Raw genomic sequence first — 22,385 nt, forward strand, 5'->3', positions numbered from 1 at the left:
GTAATTTCATTAATCATATAATCCTCCTTAAATCTTAAAAAACTTAACATATACCACATTTTACCACAGAACATTATGTAAAAAAGATTGAATATCTCGAAACTGAGTCTTCCACTATCCTGCCCTTATCTATAAGACTCAGTTTCGAGATAAATTACTCATTGGGAACAAGATTCAACAGTTATATAGTAAAAGTAGAACATCGCAGACAGTATTATTGATTTTAACTAAGGCTTTTCTTATTGAGCTAGAAGAAGAATTTGACAGACCCAAAAATACAAGTAGTGTGATTCTAATTTAATAAAAGGGGCAATGACGGAACGAAGTAGTATAAATATCAATGTTTCAGAAAGTCGATGGTGCTGTGAATATGTTAAGTTGAAATTAAATGACAAATAACTTACAAACAGAGTGTTTTTGCAAATGATCCTGGTATTTAGATTTCAAGTGATAAGGTCGATTTGCCAGCGTATTCGTGGTTCCAGTATAAGTGCGATAGGGTTTACGGACAAAGAAACTAACGCATGGGGGAGGGAATCCATGCAGGATTATTGCTCGTATAGGAGCCAAAAATAAACGAAGCATCGTGCGCCAAATGGCGCATCAATGCTTCGTTGTTTATTCTGTCTCCATGCGGATTTGCTTTGTTTATCTTACAGGCTCCATCAAATTAAGGGTGCGTGAGGTGGAATCATGAACCCGGTCCAGCAGTTCAGGATGATCCTCCAGGGGCTCGCCGTAGGAAGGAATGATTTCTTTAAGCTTCGGTTCCCACGAATCATGATACTCTGGGAAGCACTTGTGTAAGACCTCGAGCATAATCGAAACGGAAACCGACGCTCCTGGTGATTCGCCGAGTAGGGCAGCCATCGTACGGTCTTCTGCGTGAATCAGTTTGGTACCGAACTGGAGAGCGCCCCGGCCGCCTTCATCTGTATCCTCAATCAATTGTACCCGCTGTCCGGCTACGAGAAGGTCCCAGTCTTCATTGGATGCATTCGGAACAAAATTCCGTAACTCTTCCATCCGGTCGTTTTTGGACATCCTCAGCTGCAGAGCCAAATATTTAATCAGTGAGGTATTTTTTGCGCCGGCTGCAAGCATCGTCAGGATATTCGTCGGCTTGACCGAACCGAACAGGTCCATCATCGAGCCGGTTTTCAAAAATTTGGGTGTGAATCCGGCGAACGGGCCGTATAACAACGTGTCCTTTCCTTCAATATGGCGACGGTCCAAATGGGGAACAGTCATCGGCGGGGTGCCTGCCGGTTCTTTTCCATATACTTTGGAATGGTGCTGCTTCACGACATCCGGGTTGTGACAGACGAGAAATTCACCGCTGATCGGAAACCCTCCGATGTGCTTGCTTTCAGGAATTCCTGTTTTTTGCAACAATGGCAGGGCGCCGCCCCCGGCACCGATAAAGGCGAAAGACGAGGTATGCTCTTCAATGGTTCCTTTTTTAAGGTTTCGTACCTTGACTTCCCATGCGCCGTCTTCCCTTTGTTTCATATCATCAACCGAATGATTATAATGGATCTCAACATTGTTTTGCTTTTCTAAGTGCTTCAGCATTTGACGGGTTAATTCTCCAAAATTAACATCTGTGCCATGGTCGACTTTTGTTGCCGCTATTGGCTCTTCAGAGGAACGGCCCTCCATCATTAAAGGAATCCATTCCTTGATGCGTTCGGGGTCTTTGGAGAACTCCATCCCTTGAAACTGAGGGTGATCGGCCAGGGCTTTCACCCGCTTTGTCAAAAATTCCACATGATCTTCTCCGTAGACAAAGCTTATATGCGGCAAGGGGCGGATAAACTCTTCAGGACGCTGAAGATCGCCTTGCTCGACCAGGTGGGCCCAGAACTGTCTGGAAACATGGAATTGTTCATTTATTTTCACCGCCTTGCTGATGTCCAATGAACCGTCCGGCTGTTCAGGGGTATAGTTCAACTCGCAGAGAGCCGCGTGTCCGGTTCCGGCATTATTCCATTCATTGGAACTTTCTTGTCCGGCGGTATCGAGCCTCTCAAACAAAGTGATACGCCATTCCGGCTGTAATTTGTGCAGAAGCGTTGCCAGCGTCGCGCTCACGACACCGCCTCCTATAAGAATCACGTCAGTCGTTGTGTGGTTATCATTCATATTATTCCTCCTTTTATAGTTGCACAGGCACTAGGTGTTTCGGGAGTTAACTTCCTCCATTTTGCTAGTCCCGATGGTCATACGCTTTCATCTTCCCGTTGCTGTTCGTCACGCGAGGGTGAGGCCTTTTTAGCTTTTATACACATCCGGCAGAGGATCAGTTTATCTCTATGTATAGTGCTGTCAGCAGCGTATTTCTTGAGGCATTTGATCGTGCAGGAAGACAGCATGGCTTCCTGCGTCACCAACATAGATAAGGTCATCAGATGACTTTGTTTCTATCATTCTAGCACGAGCAGAAATCGCTTTCAATAAAATTTCCCACATTTTTACTTGTATGGGTCAGAGAGTGGGTAATGTCTAAATTTTGTAAAAATTGTGTGATCAAGGGTAAAACCTGTTGAAAATATTTATGTAAGCGGTTACTATGATAAATATGGTCATCTGATGACCGTATTTCCTACTGATAAACAAAAGTTTTCTAGGGATAAGAAAAACGATGAAATCAAAGAGGAGGAGATCAAATGTTGATGGTGGTGGCATTAAGTGCAGTGATTGTACCATTTCTTTTGCTGGTCTTATTACGAATGCCAGCGATAAAAGGGATGTCCATCAGTGCTGTAATTGTGATCGTTTTAGCGATGACCGTTTGGGGGATGGAGAGCCTGGAAGTTGCTTCTTCAATTCTGCAGGGGGTACATAAAACACTGACGATTTTATTGATTTTATTTGGAGCGCTCGTGTTATTGAATACCCTTCGTAACACCGGAGCAGTAACCCGTATCAATCAGGGATTTCAGAGTATTTCACAGGACATGAGGGTTCAGCTTATTTTTGTCGCGTTTTTATTTGGGTCTTTAATTGAAGGAGCGGCAGGGTTTGGAACTCCGGCGATGGTGACGGCTCCATTAATGCTTGCCCTGGGGTTTCAGCCGCTGGCAGCGGTGGCGACAGCCCTTATTGCTGATAGCACGGCGGTCGCATTCGGGGCCGTGGGCACACCGGTACTGGTAGGGTTAAGCGTCTTGCCGGAAGCGGGTGAAGCTTTTTATCAGGATGTCGGCGTTATGGTAACTTTCATTGATTTATTCAGTGGCACATTTATCCCATTTATCCTGATGCTTGTGCTGACTTTATTTTTCGGGAAAGGGAAAGGAATAAAAGATGCCATGGTGATGCTGCCCTGGACGCTGCTTATCGGGCTCACGTATAACGGTTCCGCTTTGGTGTATGCTTATCTGTTCGGACCGGAATTTGTAGCGATTTTAGGATCCTTGACCGGTCTGGTGGTCGCAGCCATAACGGCCAAAAAGGGGTGGCTTCTGCCAAAATCTGTATGGAAAGATGCTATGCAGGAAAGTTTCGAGGTGAACGAAGAAAAATCTGAGATGGGATTGATCAGGGCGTGGTTTCCTTACATCATTGTCGTTATCTTATTGCTGCTCACACGCATCGTTCCCTCGTTTCAGGAATTTACGCAGACGGCTATTGATTTAACGTGGTCGAACATCTTAGGCGTGGAAGGGGTTACGTCGGAATGGCAATTGTTATACTCTCCCGGTACTGTGCTCACCGTCGCCGCAATTTTTGCCGTGCTCGTCCAGCGAAAATCGTTTGGTCACTTTGGGCGGGCGTCCAAGCAATCGTTATCCACGATCAAAACAACGGCTATTACATTGGGGGCTACGCTTGCCATGGTGCATGTATTCAGTAATTCCGGGATGAATATAAAGGATATGATGAGCATGCCGGAATACATTGCCCAGGGAATGGCAGCAGCGTTTGGACCGATGTGGATTTTCGCCGCGCCGTTTCTCGGAGAGCTGGGGTCCTTTATCACTGGAAGTGCCACGGTCTCCACACTTACCTTCTCACCCATCCAGTACAATATAGCGGAGGCTACAGATGCAAACATCAAGGTAGTGCTCGCAGCACAGCTCGTAGGTGCTGGAGCGGGGAACATGATCTGTGTGCATAATGTGGTCGCTGCAAGCGCTGTCGTAGGAATGGAAGGGGAAGAAGGTAACGTGATCCGAAAAGCCCTGGGACCGGCTTTAGTTTACGGGGTACTTGTCGGCATTGGCGGATTTATTTTGATGGGGATCTTGTAAGAAGAAGTCTCATTACAAATTTAATTAGCTGGTAGTTTTTCAAGAAACTGGTCCAGGTGAGTTCATAAAAGAAAGCTTCCTTTTCAGGCTGTCGAGAAAGTCTCGACAGTCTTTATGTGTGCCCGGCATGGGTAAGCTTTCCACCATTAATTATGAAAGAATTTAATTCTAGTTGAAACTATGCTGGATTTTAACCGTAATTATAGATAAGGGGGAGGGAAGTTATGAAGAAATATTTAATTTTTATAGTGAGTTTTATTTTACTTTACTTAGTTTATCAAATGGCATCAGGTATACTTTTAACTATGAATTATACTCCGGATTTTTCTTCTGTAGGAGGTTTTGCACCTCAAGAAGTTAGTTTTGGAAATAGAAGCTTTCATTTGTTGGTCATATTATTAATCGCTAGCATCGCCTATGTCATTTCACAATTATTAAAAACAAAAAAGAGTTAAATTGAAATAAATGAGCCTTTCCATAAAGGCTGTATGTTCTGCTGTTTTATAGAATGGTGATTTCATCCAGGGAGGTGTGCCTATGCAAAAGGCAGCAAAATACATTAGTAATAGTTTGTTAGTAATCGCAGCTCTATTGTTTTTAGGGGGCTTATTAACTGATATTACCTATTGGTGGTTGTATCCATGGTTGTTTTTAGCTCCATCTATCGTAATCCAAGAGGTCTTACAGGTGCCTGCAAAGGGAAAAAGAAGGATATACTCATTTGTTTACATCAGTGTTGTTTCTACCATGTTTGGAATCGCAGTGTTGGAATTAATCACCGGCTGAGGGGGATTCAGGATGGAAGAAGAATAAAGATAAGACGGTAGAGATATCTGGAATTCGATTTTTACGTAAACGTTTATTTACTATTGATACGGTTATTCTGCTTATTAAATTGGGTGAGCGCCTTTATTACATAAAATAATGACTACTTGTAATTTTGTTTTTTAATTGGCAATAAAGTTAATTTGCCTAAGGCATTAGACCTTCATCGTGACATCAATATGCAAAGGAGGAGTTTGATGAGTAGGAAAAATACATTTGCAAGATGGCGGAAAATAAGAGAAAAAGGAAAGAAACACTATATTATTTCCTACGGCGTTTTAGGGTGGGGGATACCAGCAGGATTTATATTTTTTATTTTTGAAGGGATTATTGCCCACGGATTTGATATTTCAAAATATTTTACTGGGGATTGGATGTCCTCATTTTTAGTAGGATTGATTTCCTGTTTGCTTGGGGGGATTCTCTATGGTTATTTAATGTGGGGAGCGAATGAAAAAAAGTATCATAAAGAATATTTGAATAGATAAAATGGATGCGTGGAGATATCCTTGATTTCAAATCTTTTACAATCGGGTGCGTTCGTATACGATTTACTTAAGGTATCTTGAAAATTATTCTAATCCGTCAGCATAAGCGATAGCAAATATGCAGCTAAGAGATATTGTCTTAAAGTTTAAAATAGGGGGGATTATGTGGAGGTTTTTGAAATGATGGGGTTCATTTTTGGAATAACGGGATTCACTTTCAGTATTATTGCTTTTACGACAGTGTTGACTAGCAGCAATAGTATAAAAGAACTTGAAAAAAGAATTAATGATTTAGAAAAAAATGGTGAACATCGTCACGAGTAAACGGGTATACGTGTATTAAAAAAATGGGGCTTGAAGTCGTCCTTGGACGTCATGTGTTTGAAAATCATACGGCAGTCGATCAAAAGCGAGTGACTGACTTACATGATCCAGCTTAAAACTGTGTAAAAATAAGAGGTTTTTTAACTCTCAAAATCAAAGATTTATAATAAAGAGGCTTATCTGCAGCAAAGATAAGCTTTTTTATTATAGATTTAGCTTGAAATAATTGACGGTAATGTTGGGGTGGTGGTGCCTGGAACGTTCTAAAGCGTTAGTGTGGCCAGGCATCGGTATTAAATGGATGGATATCTCGAAACTAAGTCTTAAATAAATGGGTGGGATAGTTGAAGACTTGAATTCAATATAATAGGCATTTTGAAACTAAATTGGATTGATATCGTATGTGTAATATGAAGTTTTCTATAAGAACGAAGAAAAATTTTAATTTTTATAATGTAGGTGTTAACACAAGCAGTTTATGGAACATACAGAACTAAATCAGAATTGGAGGGTCTAAAATGGAAAAAGAAACAGAAGATCAAATTTTAAATGAACTGAAAAATATAAATAAATCGTTAGAGGATATGAATGAAAAAATTGATAGTGACGGTAAACCACCATTTATTATAGGGGACATAATAAAGTCTTTGTTAATAGGAATTCTCATTCTAGGTCCTGCTATAGCTGTTGCCATAGGAATATTTCAAATTCTGGGCAGTTGGATATAAAACTACTATTTAATAATTTCATTTTAACTAAAAATCAATAATATATTTAGCAGATCTTTAAAGTTATTCATGAAAGGGGATATTTATGGGGTTTTGGGTATCTATATTAGTTGGTGTGGTTTCAATGATTGGCTGGTTAAGTATCTCATATTATCAATCAAAAACTGAAGAATATGATGAAATATACACTAAAAACAAACAGTGAGGAATCTTAAAGTTAAATTTGTCTCTTGGTACGTTAGATTACTAAAGAATGGCGTAGTACCAAGGAGGATCGATTGGTAGTGAGCTTCTTTTCGTACCATCATATAGTGGAACTTGATTTTTTTGTTTTCCGTCTTATCAACCAAATGAATTTTCAGTAAAATCAAATTGTATATTCGAAATCGTTACTGATTTAAAAAAGTGTTTAGAAGAAGGGGTCAAGAATGAGTTATAAGTGGCTAGAGTGGGCAAAAAAAATACAAGCACTATCACAATCAGGGCTATCATTTTCGAAAGATGTATATGATATTGAAAGATATGAAGAACTGAGAAAAATTAGTGCTGAAATAATGGAGCAATATACAGATTTAGAAATGGAAAAAATAACAGAGTTGTTTACAAATGAAACAGGATATCAAACTCCTAAAGTAGATATTCGTGGAGCTGTTTTTAAAGACGATAAAATCTTGATGGTACGAGAAAAAATTGATGATAAGTGGTCATTACCGGGTGGCTTTTGTGACATTGGATTATCGCCTTCTGAAAATATAAAGAAAGAGGTAAAAGAGGAATCAGGCTATGATGTAACCGCACAAAAATTAGTTGCGTTGTTAGATATTAATAAGCACCCTCATCCACCACAACCATATCATTATTACAAAATATTTATTCAATGCGAATTAACAGGAGGAGAGGCGGAGAGTGGTGTGGAAACAAAAGATGTAAGGTTTTTTTCAGAAAATCATCTTCCTAAACTATCTACTGGTAGAAATACAGAAGAACAGATAACTATGCTTTTTGATTATTTAAGGAATCCAAATAAAGCATCAATATTCGATTAGTTTTATCTGTTATTACTTAAACTTACCTCGTGATTCTGGAAGTATGACTGTGGAAGATTTAGTTATGAAACACTTGGTGAAGATATTACTTCAGAGGATTTCTGGGAAAAAGGAATGGGATTATGAGTGCAAGTTGTAGAAGAGTTTATTAAGTTGACTGAATTTAAATTAAGTTGATTACTATTCTATTACCTCGAAATCATCAAGGGCGATTGTTCAATATGAGCAATCGCTTTTTTGCAATTAGCAGGATAGTTGAATCCCGCATCTATGCTTACCATGATTGATGATTAGGTCAGGGCATTTATATGATGAAGAAAGTCTGAGAAGAACGCTCTGAAAAAAGGGTACTAATGATTATTTTGTATAGCTTAATAAAATTGCCTTTCCAAGAGACTTGATCCGGAAAGCGAAATCCTACATGGGAATTTCCAAGCAGAGGAAAAGGTTAAGGGAAAAATTACACTTTGGTCTTGATATTTCCTTATTACTCATAGACACTTAATATGACTGTTGAAAGCGATTACATTATTAGGAGGTTGTTTAGGATGCTTCGTGGAATCACACTTTTTTTCGACCGGATGGTACAGCGCTTCTTACCGGATGCGTTTTTGTTCGCCATCATTCTCACACTCGTCGTTTTTGGATTAGGGATTTTCTTCACAGGCAGCTCACCAGGGCAGATGGTGCAATTTTGGGGTGATGGCTTTTGGGACCTCCTTGAATTTGCCATGCAGATGTCATTGATCGTTGTCACGGGATACATACTTGCCAATACTCCTTTAGTAAAAAACGCATTATCTAAAATAAGTACGCTGGCGAAAACGCCTGGCCAGGCTATTTTATTAGTTACTTTCGTAGCGGGGATCGCATGTTTAATCAACTATGGCTTCGGACTTGTAGCCGGGGCACTTCTGGCTGTCCATGTAGCGAGACGAGTGCCGAATGTGGATTATCGTTTATTGATGGCCAGTGCTTATAGTGGATTCATTCTTTGGCACGGAGGGTTTTCAGGGTCTATACCTTTGACTATTGCGACAGAAGACCATTTTCTAGCCGACACGATCGGTACCATCCCTATTACGGAAACATTGTTCAGTGGTATGAATATTTTTATCATCGTGACTCTACTTCTATCTCTTCCTCTGCTTAACTTGTGGTTGCTGAAATCCAGCGGTGACTTGAGTAAAAATAATCTCGATTTATTAAAAGAAGATAAGGCCGAGCAGCAAAAAACGCCAGCAACGGCTTATTTAACACCAGCAGAACGTTTGGAAAACAGTAAAATCATTTCCATGTTAATCGGTGTACTTGGTTTAGTCTTCATCGTCTATCACTTTGCGAGAAACGGATTTGACCTCAACATTAATATTGTGAACTTTATATTCTTATTCCTCGGAATCCTTTTCCACCAGACACCTAGGAGATTTTTGAACAGTGTAAACGATGGAGTGAAAAATGCCGGCGGAATCATCATCCAGTTCCCTTTCTATGCTGGAATTATGGGGATGATGGTCGCTTCGGGTTTATCAGAACAAATGTCGAACTGGTTTATCAGCATTTCCACAGAATTCACGTTCCCAGTGCTCGCCTTTATTAGCGCCGGCATCGTCAACTTTTTCGTCCCGTCCGGAGGCGGACAGTGGGCGGTACAGGCTCCGATTATGATCCCTGCCGCAATGGATCTTGGAGTAAGCACAGCCAAGACCTCGATGGCTGTAGCCTGGGGCGATGCGTGGACGAACATGATCCAACCATTCTGGGCCTTGCCGCTTCTGGCGATTGCGGGTTTGAAGGTCAGAGACATCATGGGCTTCTGTGTCATCATCCTGTTCTGGAGTTTCATTCCGATATCGATCGCTCTTCTATTTTTTAACTAAATTCGAGAACTCTCTCTTTTCGACTTTTTTGTTTTCCATCTATCGCGCAATGGTGCCTGACCCACACCTTGGAATGTTTTTTATCTCTTTACCCTTATAAATACTCATTTTTACATCAAGGAACCCACTCCTTCATGATAGTAACATTCTACTAGAAAATTTCTTTATTTCGACAGCCGCTTTCGACAATTTAACCCCCATTACCCGAAGTATAATGTTGGCAAGTGAACTAAGGGATTAATGGAGGGGTAGGACATGCAGATAAGAAAAATTTTAGTGGCCATGGGGATTTTGTTATTGGGTTTTTGTTTCATGGTAAAACCGGCAGAAGCAGCAGACAAAGAAGCAATTATTATTAATAAAAGTAATAATCAATTGGCGTTTTATGAAAATGGTAAACTTCAGAAGGTGTTTCCTGTAGCCACGGGGAGAAAGAGCAATTTGACGCCGGAAGGGAAATTTACTCTTGTTAATAAGGTTAAAAACAGGCCATGGTATAAAGAAAATATCCCAGGCGGTGACCCACGGAATCCTTTAGGCGCAAGATGGCTCGGGATAAAAGTACCGGGTGACTGGGGACATACCTCAGGGAATGTTTACGGAGTACACGGCACAAATAATCCGTCTTCCATTGGGACTTACGCATCAAGCGGCTGTATTCGTATGAATAATAAAGATGTCATCTGGCTGTATGAACGAGCTAATAAAAATATTCCAGTCTATATAACAAGTTCTTCATCATCTTTTACAGCGTTAGCACAAAAATATGAAGTTGGATCCAAAAATGTAGTGGCAGGATATGAAACCTTTAACGAAACGTTAAGGTACGGCAGTAAAGGAGATTCAGTCAAAGTACTACAGAAAAAACTCAGCATAACTGCTGATGGATCTTTTGGTCCGAAAACTTTAAAAGCTGTAAAGAAGTTTCAAACATCGAAAGGGTTAGTGGCTGACGGTATTGTCGGTCCTAAAACAAGAAACGCTTTATTTAGTAATTAGCAGGGTTCGGGGTCAGTCCCCCGGGTGCGCTGTATTGGGCGATTATTCTATAAGAATAGTCGTCTTTTTCATTTAGCAACCGGCCAGGATAGTTGAAGATTTGAATTCTATTTATTAGAAATGGTTGAAACTATATTAAATTAACATCGTATTTATACTAAGAGATATTAAGCTCTTTAAATTAATGGAGTGAGAGAGTTAAAATGAATTTTCCAATTTAAAAAGAAATAGGTTTATGTATTCTTGAAAGCGAGTCTTCCGGGCAATCGTGCTATAGAGGTAAGGAGAGTTCACAGTGATTTTAGTAAGGAAAGAAAGCTTTAAGGAATTTGTCTTACAATATCCAATGACAACTATTATAGTGCTGTTAAATACAACGATTTTTATTTTTACATCATTCATTGGAGGATTAACTAACCCTAATATATTATATGAATTAGGTGGAATTTCCTTAGATTATATAGTGGAAAAGGAGTACTACCGTTTAATCAGTTCTGCTTTTATACATAACGGTTTTATGCATTTCCTATTAAATATTGGATACATAATCATAACAGCCCCGCCTATCGAGAAAGTGCTGAGAAAACAATGGTTTTTGTTATTATTTTTATTTACGGTCTTAGGAAGTTCTCTTTTTACCGTTATGTTTAATGGTGATGTGACTGTTGGCTCCTCTGGGTTTGGTTATGGCATTTTAGGTTTTTATTTTTCGATTTTAATCTGGAGGCAAGGTCTCATAGATAAAGAATCAAGACTCGCAATCATTGTGCTTATCAGCATAGTTTGGATTTTAACTTTTTTTATTGAACATATTAGTGTTTTAGGACATTTAGGTGGCTTTGTTGTTGGAGTTATTTTTGGCTGGATATTTACATTAAACTTGGAAAACACCAAAATATTTTAGTCTATCTACATTGATCTAACAGAGCATTATTGAATAAGTAGACGCCATATCAGGAGGTACATCTATGGATTATGTTAGGGATTTAAGAGAATTGGTTGGTCATAGACCTCTAATATTAACTGGTTCCGTTGTTTTAATATTAAATGAAAATGAGGAATTGTTATTACAACATAGAACGGACGGCGGCTGGGGGTTGCCTGGAGGTCTTATGGAACTTGGGGAAAGTATGGAAGATACTGCACGAAGAGAAGTGAAAGAAGAAACCGGACTAGTTATAGGAGGGTTGAAGTTAATAGATGTATTTTCAGGTCCGGAATTTTATTTTAAAGTATCGAATGGTGATGAACTTTATTCAGTAACTGCTGTTTATGTAACAAACGAGGTAAAAGGAAATTTAGAGGTTGATGAAAATGAATCTTTAGATATACAGTACTTTAATCTTAATGATTTGCCTGAGGGTTTAACAGATGAATACTATGTCTATATCAATTCGTACATAAAACACTTGATCTAATAGTTCTTATTCACCAAGAGGGTAGCAAAGTTTTTAAATAGTGTATTATCTTGATCAATTCTTCCTTTATTTGATAGGGTCTGACCCCAACTGTACTAAAGCATTAGCATAGCGGGGTTAAGACACCGTCATCTTTTAGCTTCATATTACTGACCTATCAACGGATACGTACTGCTTTCCATCAAAGTATCATTCATTATTACAACTTCCCACGCGTGAAAGTCAAGCGCCGCCAATTGAATCGCATTTTCAAGTACAACCTGATCTGCTTCCGTTACGATATCTTCATCCATTGTGTATTGTACCGTAGCTACACCGTTTGTAATGGATGAGTCAACAATTTGTATCCCTTCCACAATGGCTGAGGAGTAAAACGCATCCCTATTCTCTATTGATCCCATCGCTTCAATCGTCTCCGGGAAAGAGAGCGGCTCATCGTTTTCATTTACCACGGGCTCCTCCAGCTCGCCACCAGGCAGAAACAACGTTTCCTCTAATTCTTCGTCATACATCGTATAGTAGCCGCGTGTAAAATCTCTTTCATCTTTAACGGAAGTAGTTTCATCGACTGCTCTCTCAGCTACTGTCATCCCCTTTTCACCGTCGGGATTTAAGAATGTGATTTCTTCTACTCCATAAAGATCACTGATCCCTTATAACACGTCAAAGAATAAATTGCTTTGAGCTGAGGTTGCGGATAATTCATTCCCATCTTCATTGAAGCGGATGATTAGATCAGGCCGCTCAAATGATAGATCAGCATACGAACTCAGTATTTCCTGCTCAGACGGATCATTATTTAAAAGTGACGTTTCTAAGCGTTCTTCAGGTGAAAGTGCTTGTTCTTCTTCTTCTTCCTCATCACGGTGTATAGCGTAGGCTGTATAAAACGCACTCACTTGATCGACTATTTGAGTATCAATAAAATAATTAGGATTCTTTTGAGCCCCGGCATATACGTCTGTGTCGCTCTCCTCGTCATTAGAATTTTCAGCTTCATCTGAAGCATCCATGTTTTCATCGTCCCCATTTTCAGCGTCTAAGCTGTCATCGTTTTCACCGTTGTCTTCAGTGCTGCCATCATTTTCAGGCGATTCTGCACTTTCATTTTCAGCAGACTCAGAGGTCTGCTTATTTGCGTCGTCCCCTGAGCTTTGACATCCAGCAATCAAAAAAGCAACAGTAAGCAACCCGGCTATTTGAGTTATTTTTCCCATTTTTAACGACCCCCTAATTCAGATATACTCTCTGAGTAATTTCTTGAAATTTTTTAAAAAATTATAATTGTTTTCCAAATATCTTAATAAAACCAGCAATTATCGATAATATATTAAGAGATTGGTTGTTCGATTGGTAGGGTAGCAAAACTGTCCCAGGGGAAACCTGATAGGAAACCATTGCTTGGTCTATGAATTATTTACTCTCTAAGCTGATTTTTGAAGAATAATACCGTTTCTAACTCGTCTTCTCGATCTTTAAAGAGATTTAAATGCTTACCTACCGCCACAGCAAATTCAACATAGGCATTTCCCTCAGCAGTAATGAGATTTTCACATATTGTTGTATCTGCTTCGCTTTTATATTGTGGATTGAAACAGGTGGGAAATTCAGAAATATCAATAGAAGTTGAATAGATTCTATTTCGCAAGACTGAACTCCTGCCTAGAAGCGTAGGTGCCCAACATATAGCGGCAATCCACTTATTCTTATCATCAAATTCCTGGACAAGTCTTATTAATCCATTTTCCTCAAGTAACGGTTCAGGGTCTCCCCCGGGTATAACCAGAATATCGTAATCATGAACGAGGCATTGGTCCAAAGTTTTGTCCACTTTAACTTTGAACTTTCCGCTGTGAATTATTTCTTCATTAAGGGCTGTGGTCTCAATTTCCACACTCGTTTCACTAAAAATGTAAGCTAATGGGCTGATCTCCCAATCCATGTAGCCATCATATAAAAAGAATAGAGCTTTCATTAACCCAATCCCTTCATCAACTGTTTGTAATTGTTTTGTATGTTTATACTTTTATTCTTAAAAGAAAGTTTATGTAACATAAGGCATCGCCTCCGATTATCAGTTATATTCTGAATTTTAACACACTTTTTTTGTTCAATTGATTTAGCACCGAGTAACAAGCAGGAAGCGAAATTAAAAAATTAAATTGAGATTATTTAGACAGCAGTAATGAGTATGTTCGCATCTATCCTATTAGAGATTCAAAGTGGAGGAGAAAAGGTGGAATGATAAGTGAGTGGCTATATTGTATTAATACCACTATTTCTTGTTTTAATTGCAATGCTGAATCGTATAGAGGTGTTTTCTAGAAAGGTAAAATACATTGGTTATGGATACTTTCTGATAGTTTCGTTGATTTTTATCGTACGAAGAGAGAGAATTCACGCCCTATATCATAAGGGTTCCCCTATCCCGGATATTTATTGGGAGAAGAATTCGAACTTGGCTGATATAGGGTTACTTTTATATTTGGCTCTGTTAAAGTTAAGTGTTGATATTACCTAAAAAAGAGGACTTCCAATTTTATGGAAGTCCTCATTATATATATTTCCTTATTAAGCTAAAGCCCCAGTTAGTGTATTAAGATATTCGAATAAATTTTGAAGGAAAAGTTTCCAGTGAGTAAACCTTTGGTGAACGACTTTACTCTTTTTGAATTGCTAATAATTTAATTTAAAGAGCATTACCTATAAAAACAATGAACCCTACCACTAATAAGCCTATACCATTTAAAGTCACACAGAGATATTTGAAATTTAGTTGAGCATTCTGTGAAAAGCTGAATATGCTTAATACAAAGAATAGAATATATGCAACTAATAAGTATGTGAATGGGTTTGGATAAAGTTGTTATTCTCCTTTTTTTGGTTTACAAGTAATTTTTCAGCGGTTTCTCGATAAAACAGGGTGTTTATTTAAAGAATTATGTATATTGCTAGAAGCAAACCTAGACCAATTAATATTCCTCCAAAGACTTTTTCTTCCCTCAATAAAGATGCGCCACCTAGAGATAACAATATTATTGTTATTAATACACTTATCAAATCTTGTGACGTAAAACCCATAAAATAACCTGCGATAATTACAATTATGCTGATTAATGCAATTCCTTTTAAAATATTGATTTTCATAAAAAACCTCCATACTTTTATAATTAACAGTTAATTCTAAAGGAATTTATATTTAAAACCACTGACCATAAAATTGTTTCGTAGTAATTTTACATTTGCTCTTGAAAGAAAATTAAACATCCGGCCTCTAAAAGGATCCAGCATTAAAGCTATAAAAACAAAAATGATAAAAAGGTTCCTAAGTAAGTTGATTTAGTTATATAATCATTCATTTTATTCCTCCTATAAAAAGGGGTATTAAACACCTTCCCATTCTTTTGTTTCGGAATTGCCCCAGATACACTAAGAATTGAATTCAAGATAATTAGTTTTTTTCAAAATTATATTAAACCCAAAATTTCAGTCTTTAATAATGTGAAGTACATTATAAGAGTAAACACTATATCACAAATTGTTACTTTATAAGCGTTAGGGTTGTGTGCATAACTTACATTCCATAAACCGCTCTCCCCATTTAAGAAACAGCAACAAAGAAAATAAGTATATACTACGGACTTTACTAGATAAGCCTAATTCCTTATTGTATTTAGTTTTACTTTTACCCCCATTGCAAATGACGCAAGAGCAAAAATGATTAAAAAGAAACAAAGAATGCCATAAGCTGCACCTTCAAAACCCCTAATGTTCACAAAGCCGTGATAAAAGAGAATGGCAGCAATTATTGTTAAAAAGCATCCAGGTAACATCCTGACAAATAAGGAAAAACCCTTTTTACTGAACCACCAAGTAAGCGTCAATACAATTATCCCTGGTATTAAAGACACTAATAAAGGTCCATAAAGCATCATAAGAACACCCCCTTTTAATTAGATTTTGCCAGATAATATTGGTTTTCCTAAAGAAAATTAAGTACCCCTACATTACAAAAGTTCAATAATCTTTCTCATTCTCCACCGAAAGAATCCTCTCATATTACAAATACGATACCAATCCAATTTAGTTTCAAAACGCCTAATATCTCGATACTGAGTCTTCCACTATCCTGCCCTATACTGGAAGACTCAGTTTCGAGATAAATCCCCCTTAGGGAACAAGATTCAGCAGTTATATCGTGAAAGTAGATAATCTAAGGGTATCATAAGTTTCGACACTTGGAAATAAATTCCCTTTTACCATCATATCCTTCATCGTCACTTCATTTCGCTGATGATGAATGCTTTCTAATACTTGAAACCAGGTTAAATAATTGTTGAGATACTTCGTTGCCACACCATTAAAGCGCTGTATCCACCCTTTCAGCCTTCGGTGGTAGTTGTTGACGTTCTGGATGTGATAAAGCCCTTTGGTACGAATTTTTCCGTCTGATTTGAATTGATAGATAGCCATTCCATTATCAAACGCATACGTTTTAAAGGCACGCCAAGCATCGGTGCATAACACATTCTCGTTGGAAAGTTTATGTCCGATGGCTTTGTCCAATTGCTCTTTTGTGAGTCGTCCCACACCCAAAGTCTGCGAAAAGGTCACCTTGTCACGGTCTCTTGCGACCAGTACGCATACCTGTTCATTGCTAATGCCGCGTTTCTTTGCGGAACCACCCCGTTTGCGAGGCTTTCTATCGTCAATCTTCCTTTTCCCTTTTTCTGAGTACAGGAAATAGGTCTCATCCATTTCGACGATACCTTGAAAATGTGAACTATCCATTTGTTTTAATGCCGATAGGAGCTTATGCCTCCAATAGAACAAAGTGACGTGAGTGACGCCCCCAATCAACTGTGCTGATTTACGAAGGGAATACCCCTCTATCATACATTCGATAAATTTCATCCAGCGATGGAGATGGCGCGTGCGGTATAAGGCGGTATTGGTGAGGTCCGTGAACGTCATACGGCAAGCCTTGCAGCGATAACGCTGTTTCTTCACTTCCTCACCGTCCACGATAGTCGAGTATTTTCCGAATCGAACAATATGTTCTGACTCGCAATCAGGACAACGATAACCTTCCTTATGCTTTCGTTCTGAAATCTCTTGTAGTGCGGTTCCCGTAGAGGATGATGCAGTAAGAGCATCGATTAAATATTCCCGTAACCGATGCTTTTCCGCTGGATTCAGTTTTTGAATGGCTTTAAGGATATCGGTTGCTCTCACAGTCATCACCTGCTCCTATTTGATGACTCTATTATAGAACATTTGTTCGATTTGAGCAAATATCAACATTAAACTTTAACAGAGCCTTATATTTAGTACCGACTGCCATTATATTTCTAATCCTAAGTTTATCTTGGTATAAAAGAGAAAAAGACCTTCAAGGTAAAATTCTTATGATTCTTTTCCTGGTAGTTGGTATGGCAATTCTTTTCGGATATGCTTTTTTCTTTAGTATGAGCTTGGGTTATAGTCCGTAAAGTAATTTTTTTCAATTAATCTTTGATAAAAGATGCAGCCCTATTTAACAAACCAGGTTTATGGAATAAGAAAGATTTAAGGGGGGCTAACATGCGAAAGAAAATACGAAGCATCATACCTTTATTTTTTCTATTTTTAATAATAGTTGGATGTGGAAGTGAAGTTGATAAAGATGACAATAAGGACGATGCTGACTACCAAGGTGCGATACTTGAGGTGAAGGAAAAGAGCATCATAATAGGGGAAGACGATATTGACCCTGAAGCACAATATCCGTCATATGAGATTGTGATTGATGATAAAACAAAACTTAGTGGAGAAGTTGAAGGGTTTAATGAATTAAAAAAATTTGTAAAAGAAGCAGAACATCCGATTGTACATTTATGGGTGATTGATAAAGGGGAAAATAACGATATTGACAATAGAGTTGCGAGTGAAGTTATTGTTGAAAAGGAGTAAACTTTAGCGTTTTCTTCTTCAACAAACGGACTGATTGTTCAATTTGAGCAATTGCTTTTTTGTAAACGGAAGCAACCTGTATGGCTCAGGTTGGAAGCGAGCCGTATTATTTTTTGAATTCATTACTTGATAAACCTATAGGTAGTTAAGATAAAGTCAGGTTGAATATCAACGAAGAGAAAGTTGAAAAAATTTTACATTCTCAGTAAAATGCCCCCAAAATTAGTTGAAGACAATAAGTTGATGCAAGTAACTGCATCCTTGGGGTGTTTAAATTGATCCTGTTAAAGATTTTCACATACAAGACTTATAAGAAGAACACCTAATATTTTAGAGAAGCTTGTACAATGCTTCGTTACTTTGAATTCGAGTCTTAAACCATTAAAAAAGGAAAGAGCAGCCGCCCTCTCCTTATAATAGGATTTCCTGTAAAATTGGATCAGTCTCTAAAAAATGCAATGCTTTCTCTCGATAATCGTCGTCATGCAAATAAGTATAGCGGTGCGGTTTCATGTGAGGACTTCTTTCAATCGCTTGTTTAAAATCAGCTGTGGTCATGTGTAAAGAGGGTACATAATCGAAAAAGCCCGTACGGCTGAATACTTTGTGCATCCGCTCCGCTCGATGACCTTGAACATTTGCCATAATATAAGTGGCGACGCCTACCTGGATCCCATGCATGTGATGATTTTCTGCATATTTATCAAGTGCATGAGAAATCAGGTGTTCTGATCCACTAATGGGTGCGCTGTTCCCGCTAATGACTGTGGCAACCCCTCCCATCGTTAATGAGCTGACGAGTTCTTTTAGAAACATTGGATTTTTAATATCTTCCATTGGTGTTCGAATGAAACTATTGACCGCTTTCTTGCTCAGCATCGAAGCAAATGCGTTTACACGGTCTACATCATGTTGTTCTTCAAACTCCCAGTCATAAAGAGCGGTCACGTTAGACATCAAATCGCCGACCCCCGCTAATATAAACTTATGTGGAGCATTTTTTATAATATCGAGATCCGCAATAATGCCGTATGGAATTTTTGCAGGAACGGTCGTTTTCTTGCCTTCAATCGATAAGGAGCAATTGCTGCTGGCAAACCCATCGTTTGAAGCGGAGGTAGGGACACTAATAAAAGGTGTGTTTCTTGAAAATCCGATGTATTTGCCGTAATCTATGACAGCCCCTCCGCCGATAGCGATGATCACATCGAATGTTTCAAGCGTAAAGGCTTTGGAGATTAAATCTTTGATATCCAGATTATCTTTGATTAGCAGCGTATCCGCTTTTATACTGGAGAATGAATGTTTCACTTTCTTTTCATATTGTTCAAACGTAAAGTCATCAAAGATGATGAGTACTTTTTTAAATCCATGTTTTTTAAGAACATCCTCAAGCTGAAAAATGATGCCATTGTCAATTTCCAATATTGCCGGGATCGGGATATTCGTAATGGGATTAGACATGAGGGAGAAATCCTTTTCTTTTTAATTCGGCTTCGATCTCTTTAAACGTTGTGACAGGGATAAAAGGAATATGCTTTTCTTTCAGAATGTCCTGTAATACATCTTTTGCAAAAGTGAGGTCAGCATAAACCGCAGGATGGGAATCCGGCTCACTGTCGCCTGCAAAATGGACCGTTTCATACTCTTTCTTAAGGTCCTGGATCACTTTTGACTTGTCGATCCCATACCGCTCAGAAAAATGACGATGCTCGGGATCTAAATTCATATGTACATTTTTATCGTGATAGTATCCCTCGTTGGACAACACAGTCACCTGTTTAATATCATATTTTTCTAAAATGTGATGAATGTAATAATCAGTACCTGCACTTAATATATAAAAGTCGCCGCCATGATTTTGGATCGTTTTAATAAACTCAGGGATGTAAGAATCAATAGGAATCTGCCGGATTTCTTCAATAATCTGCTGTTCCTCCTGATTGATCGAAGAAAAGACAGTCGTTAAAAACTCGATATCTTTCATCTCGCCTGCTTTCCACTTCTTAAACAGCTCTTCCCCTTCAGGAAAGTATTTCTCAATTACGATCCAATAAAAGTCTTTCGTTGAAATTGTCCCATCAAAGTCGGAAACAAACGCCCATTTCTTCACGATCTCAGCTCCTATTATTCTTATTTTAATATGTATAGTGTAACAGATTTTTCATATGAAGTGACGAGACCTTGCGTGGAAAAGTCGAATCTAGTAACTGGATTTTGGGTGTTATGGATAATAGTGCAGGAAGTTTATTTATTTTGTGATAACATGAATTCAAAAGTAAGCCGAAATGCATGGGGAGGTGGCGTGATGAACTGGATGAAGCGATCAAGCGTAGTGCTGTTGCTCAGTTTCTTTGTTTGCTTCGGCCTTTTAGGCGTATATACGATGTCTATTGATGTCGCAGAAGGCGAGAGTGTAGGAGAAGGATGGCATTTGCTGAAGAAAAACGAAGTAACTTATGAAGAAATGAACGGACAAAAAGAAATGGTCAGCAGCAGTATGGAAGTAGGGAGCGGTCCGATCAATATTTCTTTGATTGCGAGTGTGGTTGTGGCTTTTGGGTATGTGCTTGTTGGTTTAGTGAGACAAAAAGAAGTGGTGTCGAATTGAATTTGTTTAAACTTACGCACTATCGTCCATACATAATCGCTCGTAAAAAAACACTCCAGATTGGAGTGTTTTTTTATTTGATATAGCCATGGCTTCTTCGGATGCTGATGCCATCATGCAAGTCCTCGTCCCACGTAAGGATACGCTCGACATGTTCGCAGTCATTCTGTCCGAAGAATTGCTTCACTTTTTCACGGAATTCATTGTATCGAACCGATTCCTGACGCATCTTATAGTACGACTTCTTATAAATTTCCACCGCATCTTCTATTGCACATTCATAATCATGTTTCAGCTTTTGCTGAGCTTTAGAAGAAGGTGCGTCATTATAAGCTTCAGCCGTTAAGTAAAGTAAACGATCGACGATCTCATACGGATGATTCTGGACAGGTGCGTCCGGACAAGCTTTATTACTAGCTCGCAGCTTCTCATCCAGCGCGAGGATTTCCTCGACGGTCTCGCAGCAATTATGTTGGAAAATCATTTTAATTTTTAAAATAAGTTCATTGTAGCGCTTTACTTCTGGGCGGATATCTTCATTTGCTTCTTTATACATTTGGATCGCTTTCCCGAGGGCACACTCGTAATCGTGACGCAGCTTCTGAATCTTTACGGAATAATAGCTGTCGTTATAGGCCTCAACGGTAAAGTGAATTAGACGATCGACGATTTTTTGTGGTGTAGTCATAGGTCCTCTTTCCTTTCCTGGGGCCTTCGTGTGTCGTGAAGGCTTCTTGGTTTGTGTGATGGTATAGTTATAACCTATCTTGTTGGGGGATAAACCATTTAGAGCATATTTCTGTGGTTTGGTGGTGGATTGTGCCACTTTATGTAAATTGCAGGGCAGTAATAGTGCTATGAATTACGTTTAAAAGCAAGAAAATAATGCATTTTGTCGAAGTGGTTCTACTAGCTTACTTTATCTAGAGAAAGTTTTTCTTACAGTTTATATAAATGGGGGAATGGTGTGTTTGGAGTTTAGTAATCGCTTGAGCACAATGGAAGATATTTTCGGAGGAAGGTATACTTATGTATTTTAATAGTGCAATTAATTTAACATTAAGTATAATAATTTAGTTTTTATTATCCTAAAACACCGACTAAAGCCTACCTTTAAATAATGTGAGTGAATATTTCAGTCACTGATGAGCAGGTTTCTTCCGTTGTGGAGAGAAATTCGAACACTAACAGCATATTCCCTGAATAGGACATTTATTCTTTGTAGGTTTTGGCAGCATGTTTACTAGAATAGTGGTATAAATAAACTCATTATTAAGTGCATGAACGAGTATGTTTATTCAATGTTTGGGAGGATATCTCGGAACTGAGTCTTCAAGTATAGGGCAGGATAGTGGAAGACTCAGTATCGAGATATTAGGCGTTTTGAAACTAAATTGGATTGGTATCGTATTTGTAATATGAGAGGATTCTTTCGGTGGAGAATGAGAAAGATTATTGAACTTTTGTAATGTAGGGGTACTTAATTTTCTTTAGGAAAACCAATATTATCTGGCAAAATCTAATTAAAAGGGGGTGTTCTTATGATGCTTTATGGACCTTTATTAGTGTCTTTAATACCAGGGATAATTGTATTGACGCTTACTTGGTGGTTCAGTAAAAAGGGTTTTTCCTTATTTGTCAGGATGTTACCTGGATGCTTTTTAACAATAATTGCTGCCATTCTCTTTTATCACGGCTTTGTGAACATTAGGGGTTTTGAAGGTGCAGCTTATGGCATTCTTTGTTTCTTTTTAATCATTTTTGCTCTTGCGTCATTTGCAATGGGGGTAAAAGTAAAACTAAATACAATAAGGAATTAGGCTTATCTAGTAAAGTCCGTAGTATATACTTATTTTCT

The 22,385-nt window shown here is 38.5% G+C and carries 25 protein-coding genes; 14 read left to right on the top strand and 11 right to left on the bottom strand.

Features of this window, described 5'->3' with window-relative positions; genetic code table 11:
* Positions 1–648 precede the first annotated feature (648 nt).
* Both mqo and LF817_RS20285 read right to left on the bottom strand, forming a co-directional pair.
* Positions 649–2,172, bottom strand: a complete 1,524-nt coding sequence (gene mqo / locus LF817_RS14150) for a malate dehydrogenase (quinone) (RefSeq protein ID WP_305882247.1) — start codon at positions 2,170–2,172, stop codon at positions 649–651.
* A gap of 156 nt (positions 2,173–2,328) precedes the next feature.
* Positions 2,329–2,457 carry a hypothetical protein gene (locus tag LF817_RS20285; RefSeq protein WP_256558324.1) on the bottom strand — a complete coding sequence of 43 codons (129 nt, stop codon included), beginning with the start codon at positions 2,455–2,457 and terminating at the stop codon, positions 2,329–2,331.
* A 212-nt stretch (positions 2,458–2,669) separates the two neighbouring features.
* Between LF817_RS20285 and LF817_RS14155 the strand changes: the two genes are divergently transcribed.
* The 11 genes from LF817_RS14155 to LF817_RS14205 all read left to right on the top strand — a co-directional run bounded on the left by LF817_RS14155 (position 2,670) and on the right by LF817_RS14205 (position 11,964).
* The gene (locus LF817_RS14155) at positions 2,670–4,256 is read left to right on the top strand and encodes an L-lactate permease (protein WP_253936459.1); all 1,587 of its coding nucleotides are present in this window, start codon (positions 2,670–2,672) and stop codon (positions 4,254–4,256) included.
* A gap of 224 nt (positions 4,257–4,480) precedes the next feature.
* Positions 4,481–4,711, top strand: a complete 231-nt coding sequence (locus LF817_RS14160; RefSeq protein WP_253936460.1) for a hypothetical protein — start codon at positions 4,481–4,483, stop codon at positions 4,709–4,711.
* Between the two features lie 82 nt (positions 4,712–4,793).
* A complete protein-coding gene (locus tag LF817_RS14165) occupies positions 4,794–5,042 on the top strand; it encodes a hypothetical protein (RefSeq protein ID WP_253936461.1) in 249 nt (82 codons plus the stop codon).
* A gap of 236 nt (positions 5,043–5,278) precedes the next feature.
* Positions 5,279–5,569 (top strand): hypothetical protein, encoded by a 291-nt coding sequence (locus tag LF817_RS14170; RefSeq protein WP_253936462.1) that lies wholly within the window; start codon positions 5,279–5,281, stop codon positions 5,567–5,569.
* Positions 5,570–5,734: 165 nt separating this feature from the next.
* Positions 5,735–5,893: a hypothetical protein gene (locus LF817_RS14175; RefSeq protein WP_253936463.1), complete on the top strand. Its 159-nt coding sequence runs from the start codon at positions 5,735–5,737 to the stop codon at positions 5,891–5,893.
* Between the two features lie 518 nt (positions 5,894–6,411).
* Positions 6,412–6,621, top strand: a complete 210-nt coding sequence (locus LF817_RS14180; RefSeq protein ID WP_253936464.1) for a hypothetical protein — start codon at positions 6,412–6,414, stop codon at positions 6,619–6,621.
* Positions 6,622–7,049: 428 nt separating this feature from the next.
* A complete protein-coding gene (locus tag LF817_RS14185) occupies positions 7,050–7,667 on the top strand; it encodes an NUDIX hydrolase (RefSeq protein ID WP_253936465.1) in 618 nt (205 codons plus the stop codon).
* A gap of 548 nt (positions 7,668–8,215) precedes the next feature.
* Complete coding sequence (locus LF817_RS14190) at positions 8,216–9,547, top strand: short-chain fatty acid transporter (RefSeq protein ID WP_253936466.1); 1,332 nt, start codon at positions 8,216–8,218, stop codon at positions 9,545–9,547.
* Positions 9,548–9,802: 255 nt separating this feature from the next.
* Positions 9,803–10,546 (top strand): L,D-transpeptidase family protein, encoded by a 744-nt coding sequence (locus tag LF817_RS14195; protein ID WP_253936467.1) that lies wholly within the window; start codon positions 9,803–9,805, stop codon positions 10,544–10,546.
* A 295-nt stretch (positions 10,547–10,841) separates the two neighbouring features.
* Complete coding sequence (locus LF817_RS14200) at positions 10,842–11,450, top strand: rhomboid family intramembrane serine protease (protein WP_253936468.1); 609 nt, start codon at positions 10,842–10,844, stop codon at positions 11,448–11,450.
* Positions 11,451–11,514: 64 nt separating this feature from the next.
* The gene (locus LF817_RS14205) at positions 11,515–11,964 is read left to right on the top strand and encodes an NUDIX hydrolase (protein WP_253936469.1); all 450 of its coding nucleotides are present in this window, start codon (positions 11,515–11,517) and stop codon (positions 11,962–11,964) included.
* Between the two features lie 146 nt (positions 11,965–12,110).
* On the opposite strand, the gene LF817_RS14210 is transcribed toward LF817_RS14205, so the two are convergent.
* The 6 genes from LF817_RS14210 to LF817_RS14235 form a co-directional block, all read right to left on the bottom strand.
* Positions 12,111–12,554, bottom strand: coding sequence for a hypothetical protein (locus LF817_RS14210; protein ID WP_253936470.1), 444 nt, complete (start codon positions 12,552–12,554; stop codon positions 12,111–12,113).
* A gap of 63 nt (positions 12,555–12,617) precedes the next feature.
* Positions 12,618–13,181, bottom strand: coding sequence for a hypothetical protein (locus LF817_RS14215; protein WP_253936471.1), 564 nt, complete (start codon positions 13,179–13,181; stop codon positions 12,618–12,620).
* A gap of 200 nt (positions 13,182–13,381) precedes the next feature.
* Entirely contained in the window at positions 13,382–13,939 is a 558-nt protein-coding gene (locus LF817_RS14220; RefSeq protein ID WP_253936472.1) for a DJ-1/PfpI family protein, read from the bottom strand.
* A 956-nt stretch (positions 13,940–14,895) separates the two neighbouring features.
* Complete coding sequence (locus LF817_RS14225) at positions 14,896–15,111, bottom strand: hypothetical protein (RefSeq protein WP_253936473.1); 216 nt, start codon at positions 15,109–15,111, stop codon at positions 14,896–14,898.
* A gap of 509 nt (positions 15,112–15,620) precedes the next feature.
* A complete protein-coding gene (locus LF817_RS14230; RefSeq protein ID WP_253935467.1) occupies positions 15,621–15,899 on the bottom strand; it encodes a YesK family protein in 279 nt (92 codons plus the stop codon).
* Between the two features lie 256 nt (positions 15,900–16,155).
* Complete coding sequence (locus LF817_RS14235) at positions 16,156–17,205, bottom strand: IS1595 family transposase (protein ID WP_253936474.1); 1,050 nt, start codon at positions 17,203–17,205, stop codon at positions 16,156–16,158.
* 342 nt (positions 17,206–17,547) lie between these two features.
* Between LF817_RS14235 and LF817_RS14240 the strand changes: the two genes are divergently transcribed.
* The gene (locus tag LF817_RS14240; RefSeq protein WP_253936475.1) at positions 17,548–17,916 is read left to right on the top strand and encodes a hypothetical protein; all 369 of its coding nucleotides are present in this window, start codon (positions 17,548–17,550) and stop codon (positions 17,914–17,916) included.
* Between the two features lie 411 nt (positions 17,917–18,327).
* Here LF817_RS14240 and LF817_RS14245 read toward each other — a convergent pair whose 3' ends face one another.
* Positions 18,328–19,380 carry an iron-containing alcohol dehydrogenase family protein gene (locus LF817_RS14245; protein ID WP_253936476.1) on the bottom strand — a complete coding sequence of 351 codons (1,053 nt, stop codon included), beginning with the start codon at positions 19,378–19,380 and terminating at the stop codon, positions 18,328–18,330.
* The gene (locus tag LF817_RS14250) at positions 19,373–20,029 is read right to left on the bottom strand and encodes an MtnX-like HAD-IB family phosphatase (protein WP_253936477.1); all 657 of its coding nucleotides are present in this window, start codon (positions 20,027–20,029) and stop codon (positions 19,373–19,375) included. The genes LF817_RS14245 and LF817_RS14250 overlap by 8 nt, the downstream gene beginning before the upstream one ends.
* Before the next feature lie 195 nt (positions 20,030–20,224).
* Here LF817_RS14250 and LF817_RS14255 point away from each other — a divergent pair, with 195 nt between their 5' ends.
* Positions 20,225–20,527 (top strand): hypothetical protein, encoded by a 303-nt coding sequence (locus LF817_RS14255; protein WP_253936478.1) that lies wholly within the window; start codon positions 20,225–20,227, stop codon positions 20,525–20,527.
* A gap of 73 nt (positions 20,528–20,600) precedes the next feature.
* On the opposite strand, the gene LF817_RS14260 is transcribed toward LF817_RS14255, so the two are convergent.
* Entirely contained in the window at positions 20,601–21,215 is a 615-nt protein-coding gene (locus LF817_RS14260) for a hypothetical protein (RefSeq protein ID WP_253936479.1), read from the bottom strand.
* An 853-nt stretch (positions 21,216–22,068) separates the two neighbouring features.
* Here LF817_RS14260 and LF817_RS14265 point away from each other — a divergent pair.
* Positions 22,069–22,347 (top strand): YesK family protein, encoded by a 279-nt coding sequence (locus LF817_RS14265; protein WP_253935467.1) that lies wholly within the window; start codon positions 22,069–22,071, stop codon positions 22,345–22,347.
* The last annotated feature ends 38 nt before the right edge of the window (positions 22,348–22,385 follow it).

Source organism: Halobacillus sp. A1 (assembly GCF_024189295.1).
In the GTDB taxonomy this organism is placed as follows: domain Bacteria; phylum Bacillota; class Bacilli; order Bacillales; family Halobacillaceae; genus Halobacillus_A.

Coding starts and splice junctions, on each gene's coding strand:
- LF817_RS14165 (WP_253936461.1), top strand. CDS start 4,794: ATGCAAAAGGCAGCAAAATACATTAGTAATAGTTTGTTAGTAATCGCA.
- LF817_RS14255 (WP_253936478.1), top strand. CDS start 20,225: ATGAACTGGATGAAGCGATCAAGCGTAGTGCTGTTGCTCAGTTTCTTT.
- LF817_RS14230 (WP_253935467.1), bottom strand. CDS start 15,899: ATGATGCTTTATGGACCTTTATTAGTGTCTTTAATACCAGGGATAATT.
- LF817_RS14245 (WP_253936476.1), bottom strand. CDS start 19,380: ATGTCTAATCCCATTACGAATATCCCGATCCCGGCAATATTGGAAATT.
- LF817_RS14205 (WP_253936469.1), top strand. CDS start 11,515: ATGGATTATGTTAGGGATTTAAGAGAATTGGTTGGTCATAGACCTCTA.
- LF817_RS14210 (WP_253936470.1), bottom strand. CDS start 12,554: ATGACAGTAGCTGAGAGAGCAGTCGATGAAACTACTTCCGTTAAAGAT.
- LF817_RS14160 (WP_253936460.1), top strand. CDS start 4,481: ATGAAGAAATATTTAATTTTTATAGTGAGTTTTATTTTACTTTACTTA.
- LF817_RS14180 (WP_253936464.1), top strand. CDS start 6,412: ATGGAAAAAGAAACAGAAGATCAAATTTTAAATGAACTGAAAAATATA.
- LF817_RS14240 (WP_253936475.1), top strand. CDS start 17,548: ATGCGAAAGAAAATACGAAGCATCATACCTTTATTTTTTCTATTTTTA.
- LF817_RS14170 (WP_253936462.1), top strand. CDS start 5,279: ATGAGTAGGAAAAATACATTTGCAAGATGGCGGAAAATAAGAGAAAAA.
- LF817_RS14265 (WP_253935467.1), top strand. CDS start 22,069: ATGATGCTTTATGGACCTTTATTAGTGTCTTTAATACCAGGGATAATT.
- LF817_RS14260 (WP_253936479.1), bottom strand. CDS start 21,215: ATGACTACACCACAAAAAATCGTCGATCGTCTAATTCACTTTACCGTT.
- LF817_RS14220 (WP_253936472.1), bottom strand. CDS start 13,939: ATGAAAGCTCTATTCTTTTTATATGATGGCTACATGGATTGGGAGATC.
- LF817_RS14190 (WP_253936466.1), top strand. CDS start 8,216: ATGCTTCGTGGAATCACACTTTTTTTCGACCGGATGGTACAGCGCTTC.
- LF817_RS14185 (WP_253936465.1), top strand. CDS start 7,050: ATGAGTTATAAGTGGCTAGAGTGGGCAAAAAAAATACAAGCACTATCA.
- LF817_RS14235 (WP_253936474.1), bottom strand. CDS start 17,205: ATGACTGTGAGAGCAACCGATATCCTTAAAGCCATTCAAAAACTGAAT.
- LF817_RS14225 (WP_253936473.1), bottom strand. CDS start 15,111: ATGAAAATCAATATTTTAAAAGGAATTGCATTAATCAGCATAATTGTA.
- LF817_RS14195 (WP_253936467.1), top strand. CDS start 9,803: ATGCAGATAAGAAAAATTTTAGTGGCCATGGGGATTTTGTTATTGGGT.
- LF817_RS14155 (WP_253936459.1), top strand. CDS start 2,670: ATGTTGATGGTGGTGGCATTAAGTGCAGTGATTGTACCATTTCTTTTG.
- LF817_RS14215 (WP_253936471.1), bottom strand. CDS start 13,181: ATGGGAAAAATAACTCAAATAGCCGGGTTGCTTACTGTTGCTTTTTTG.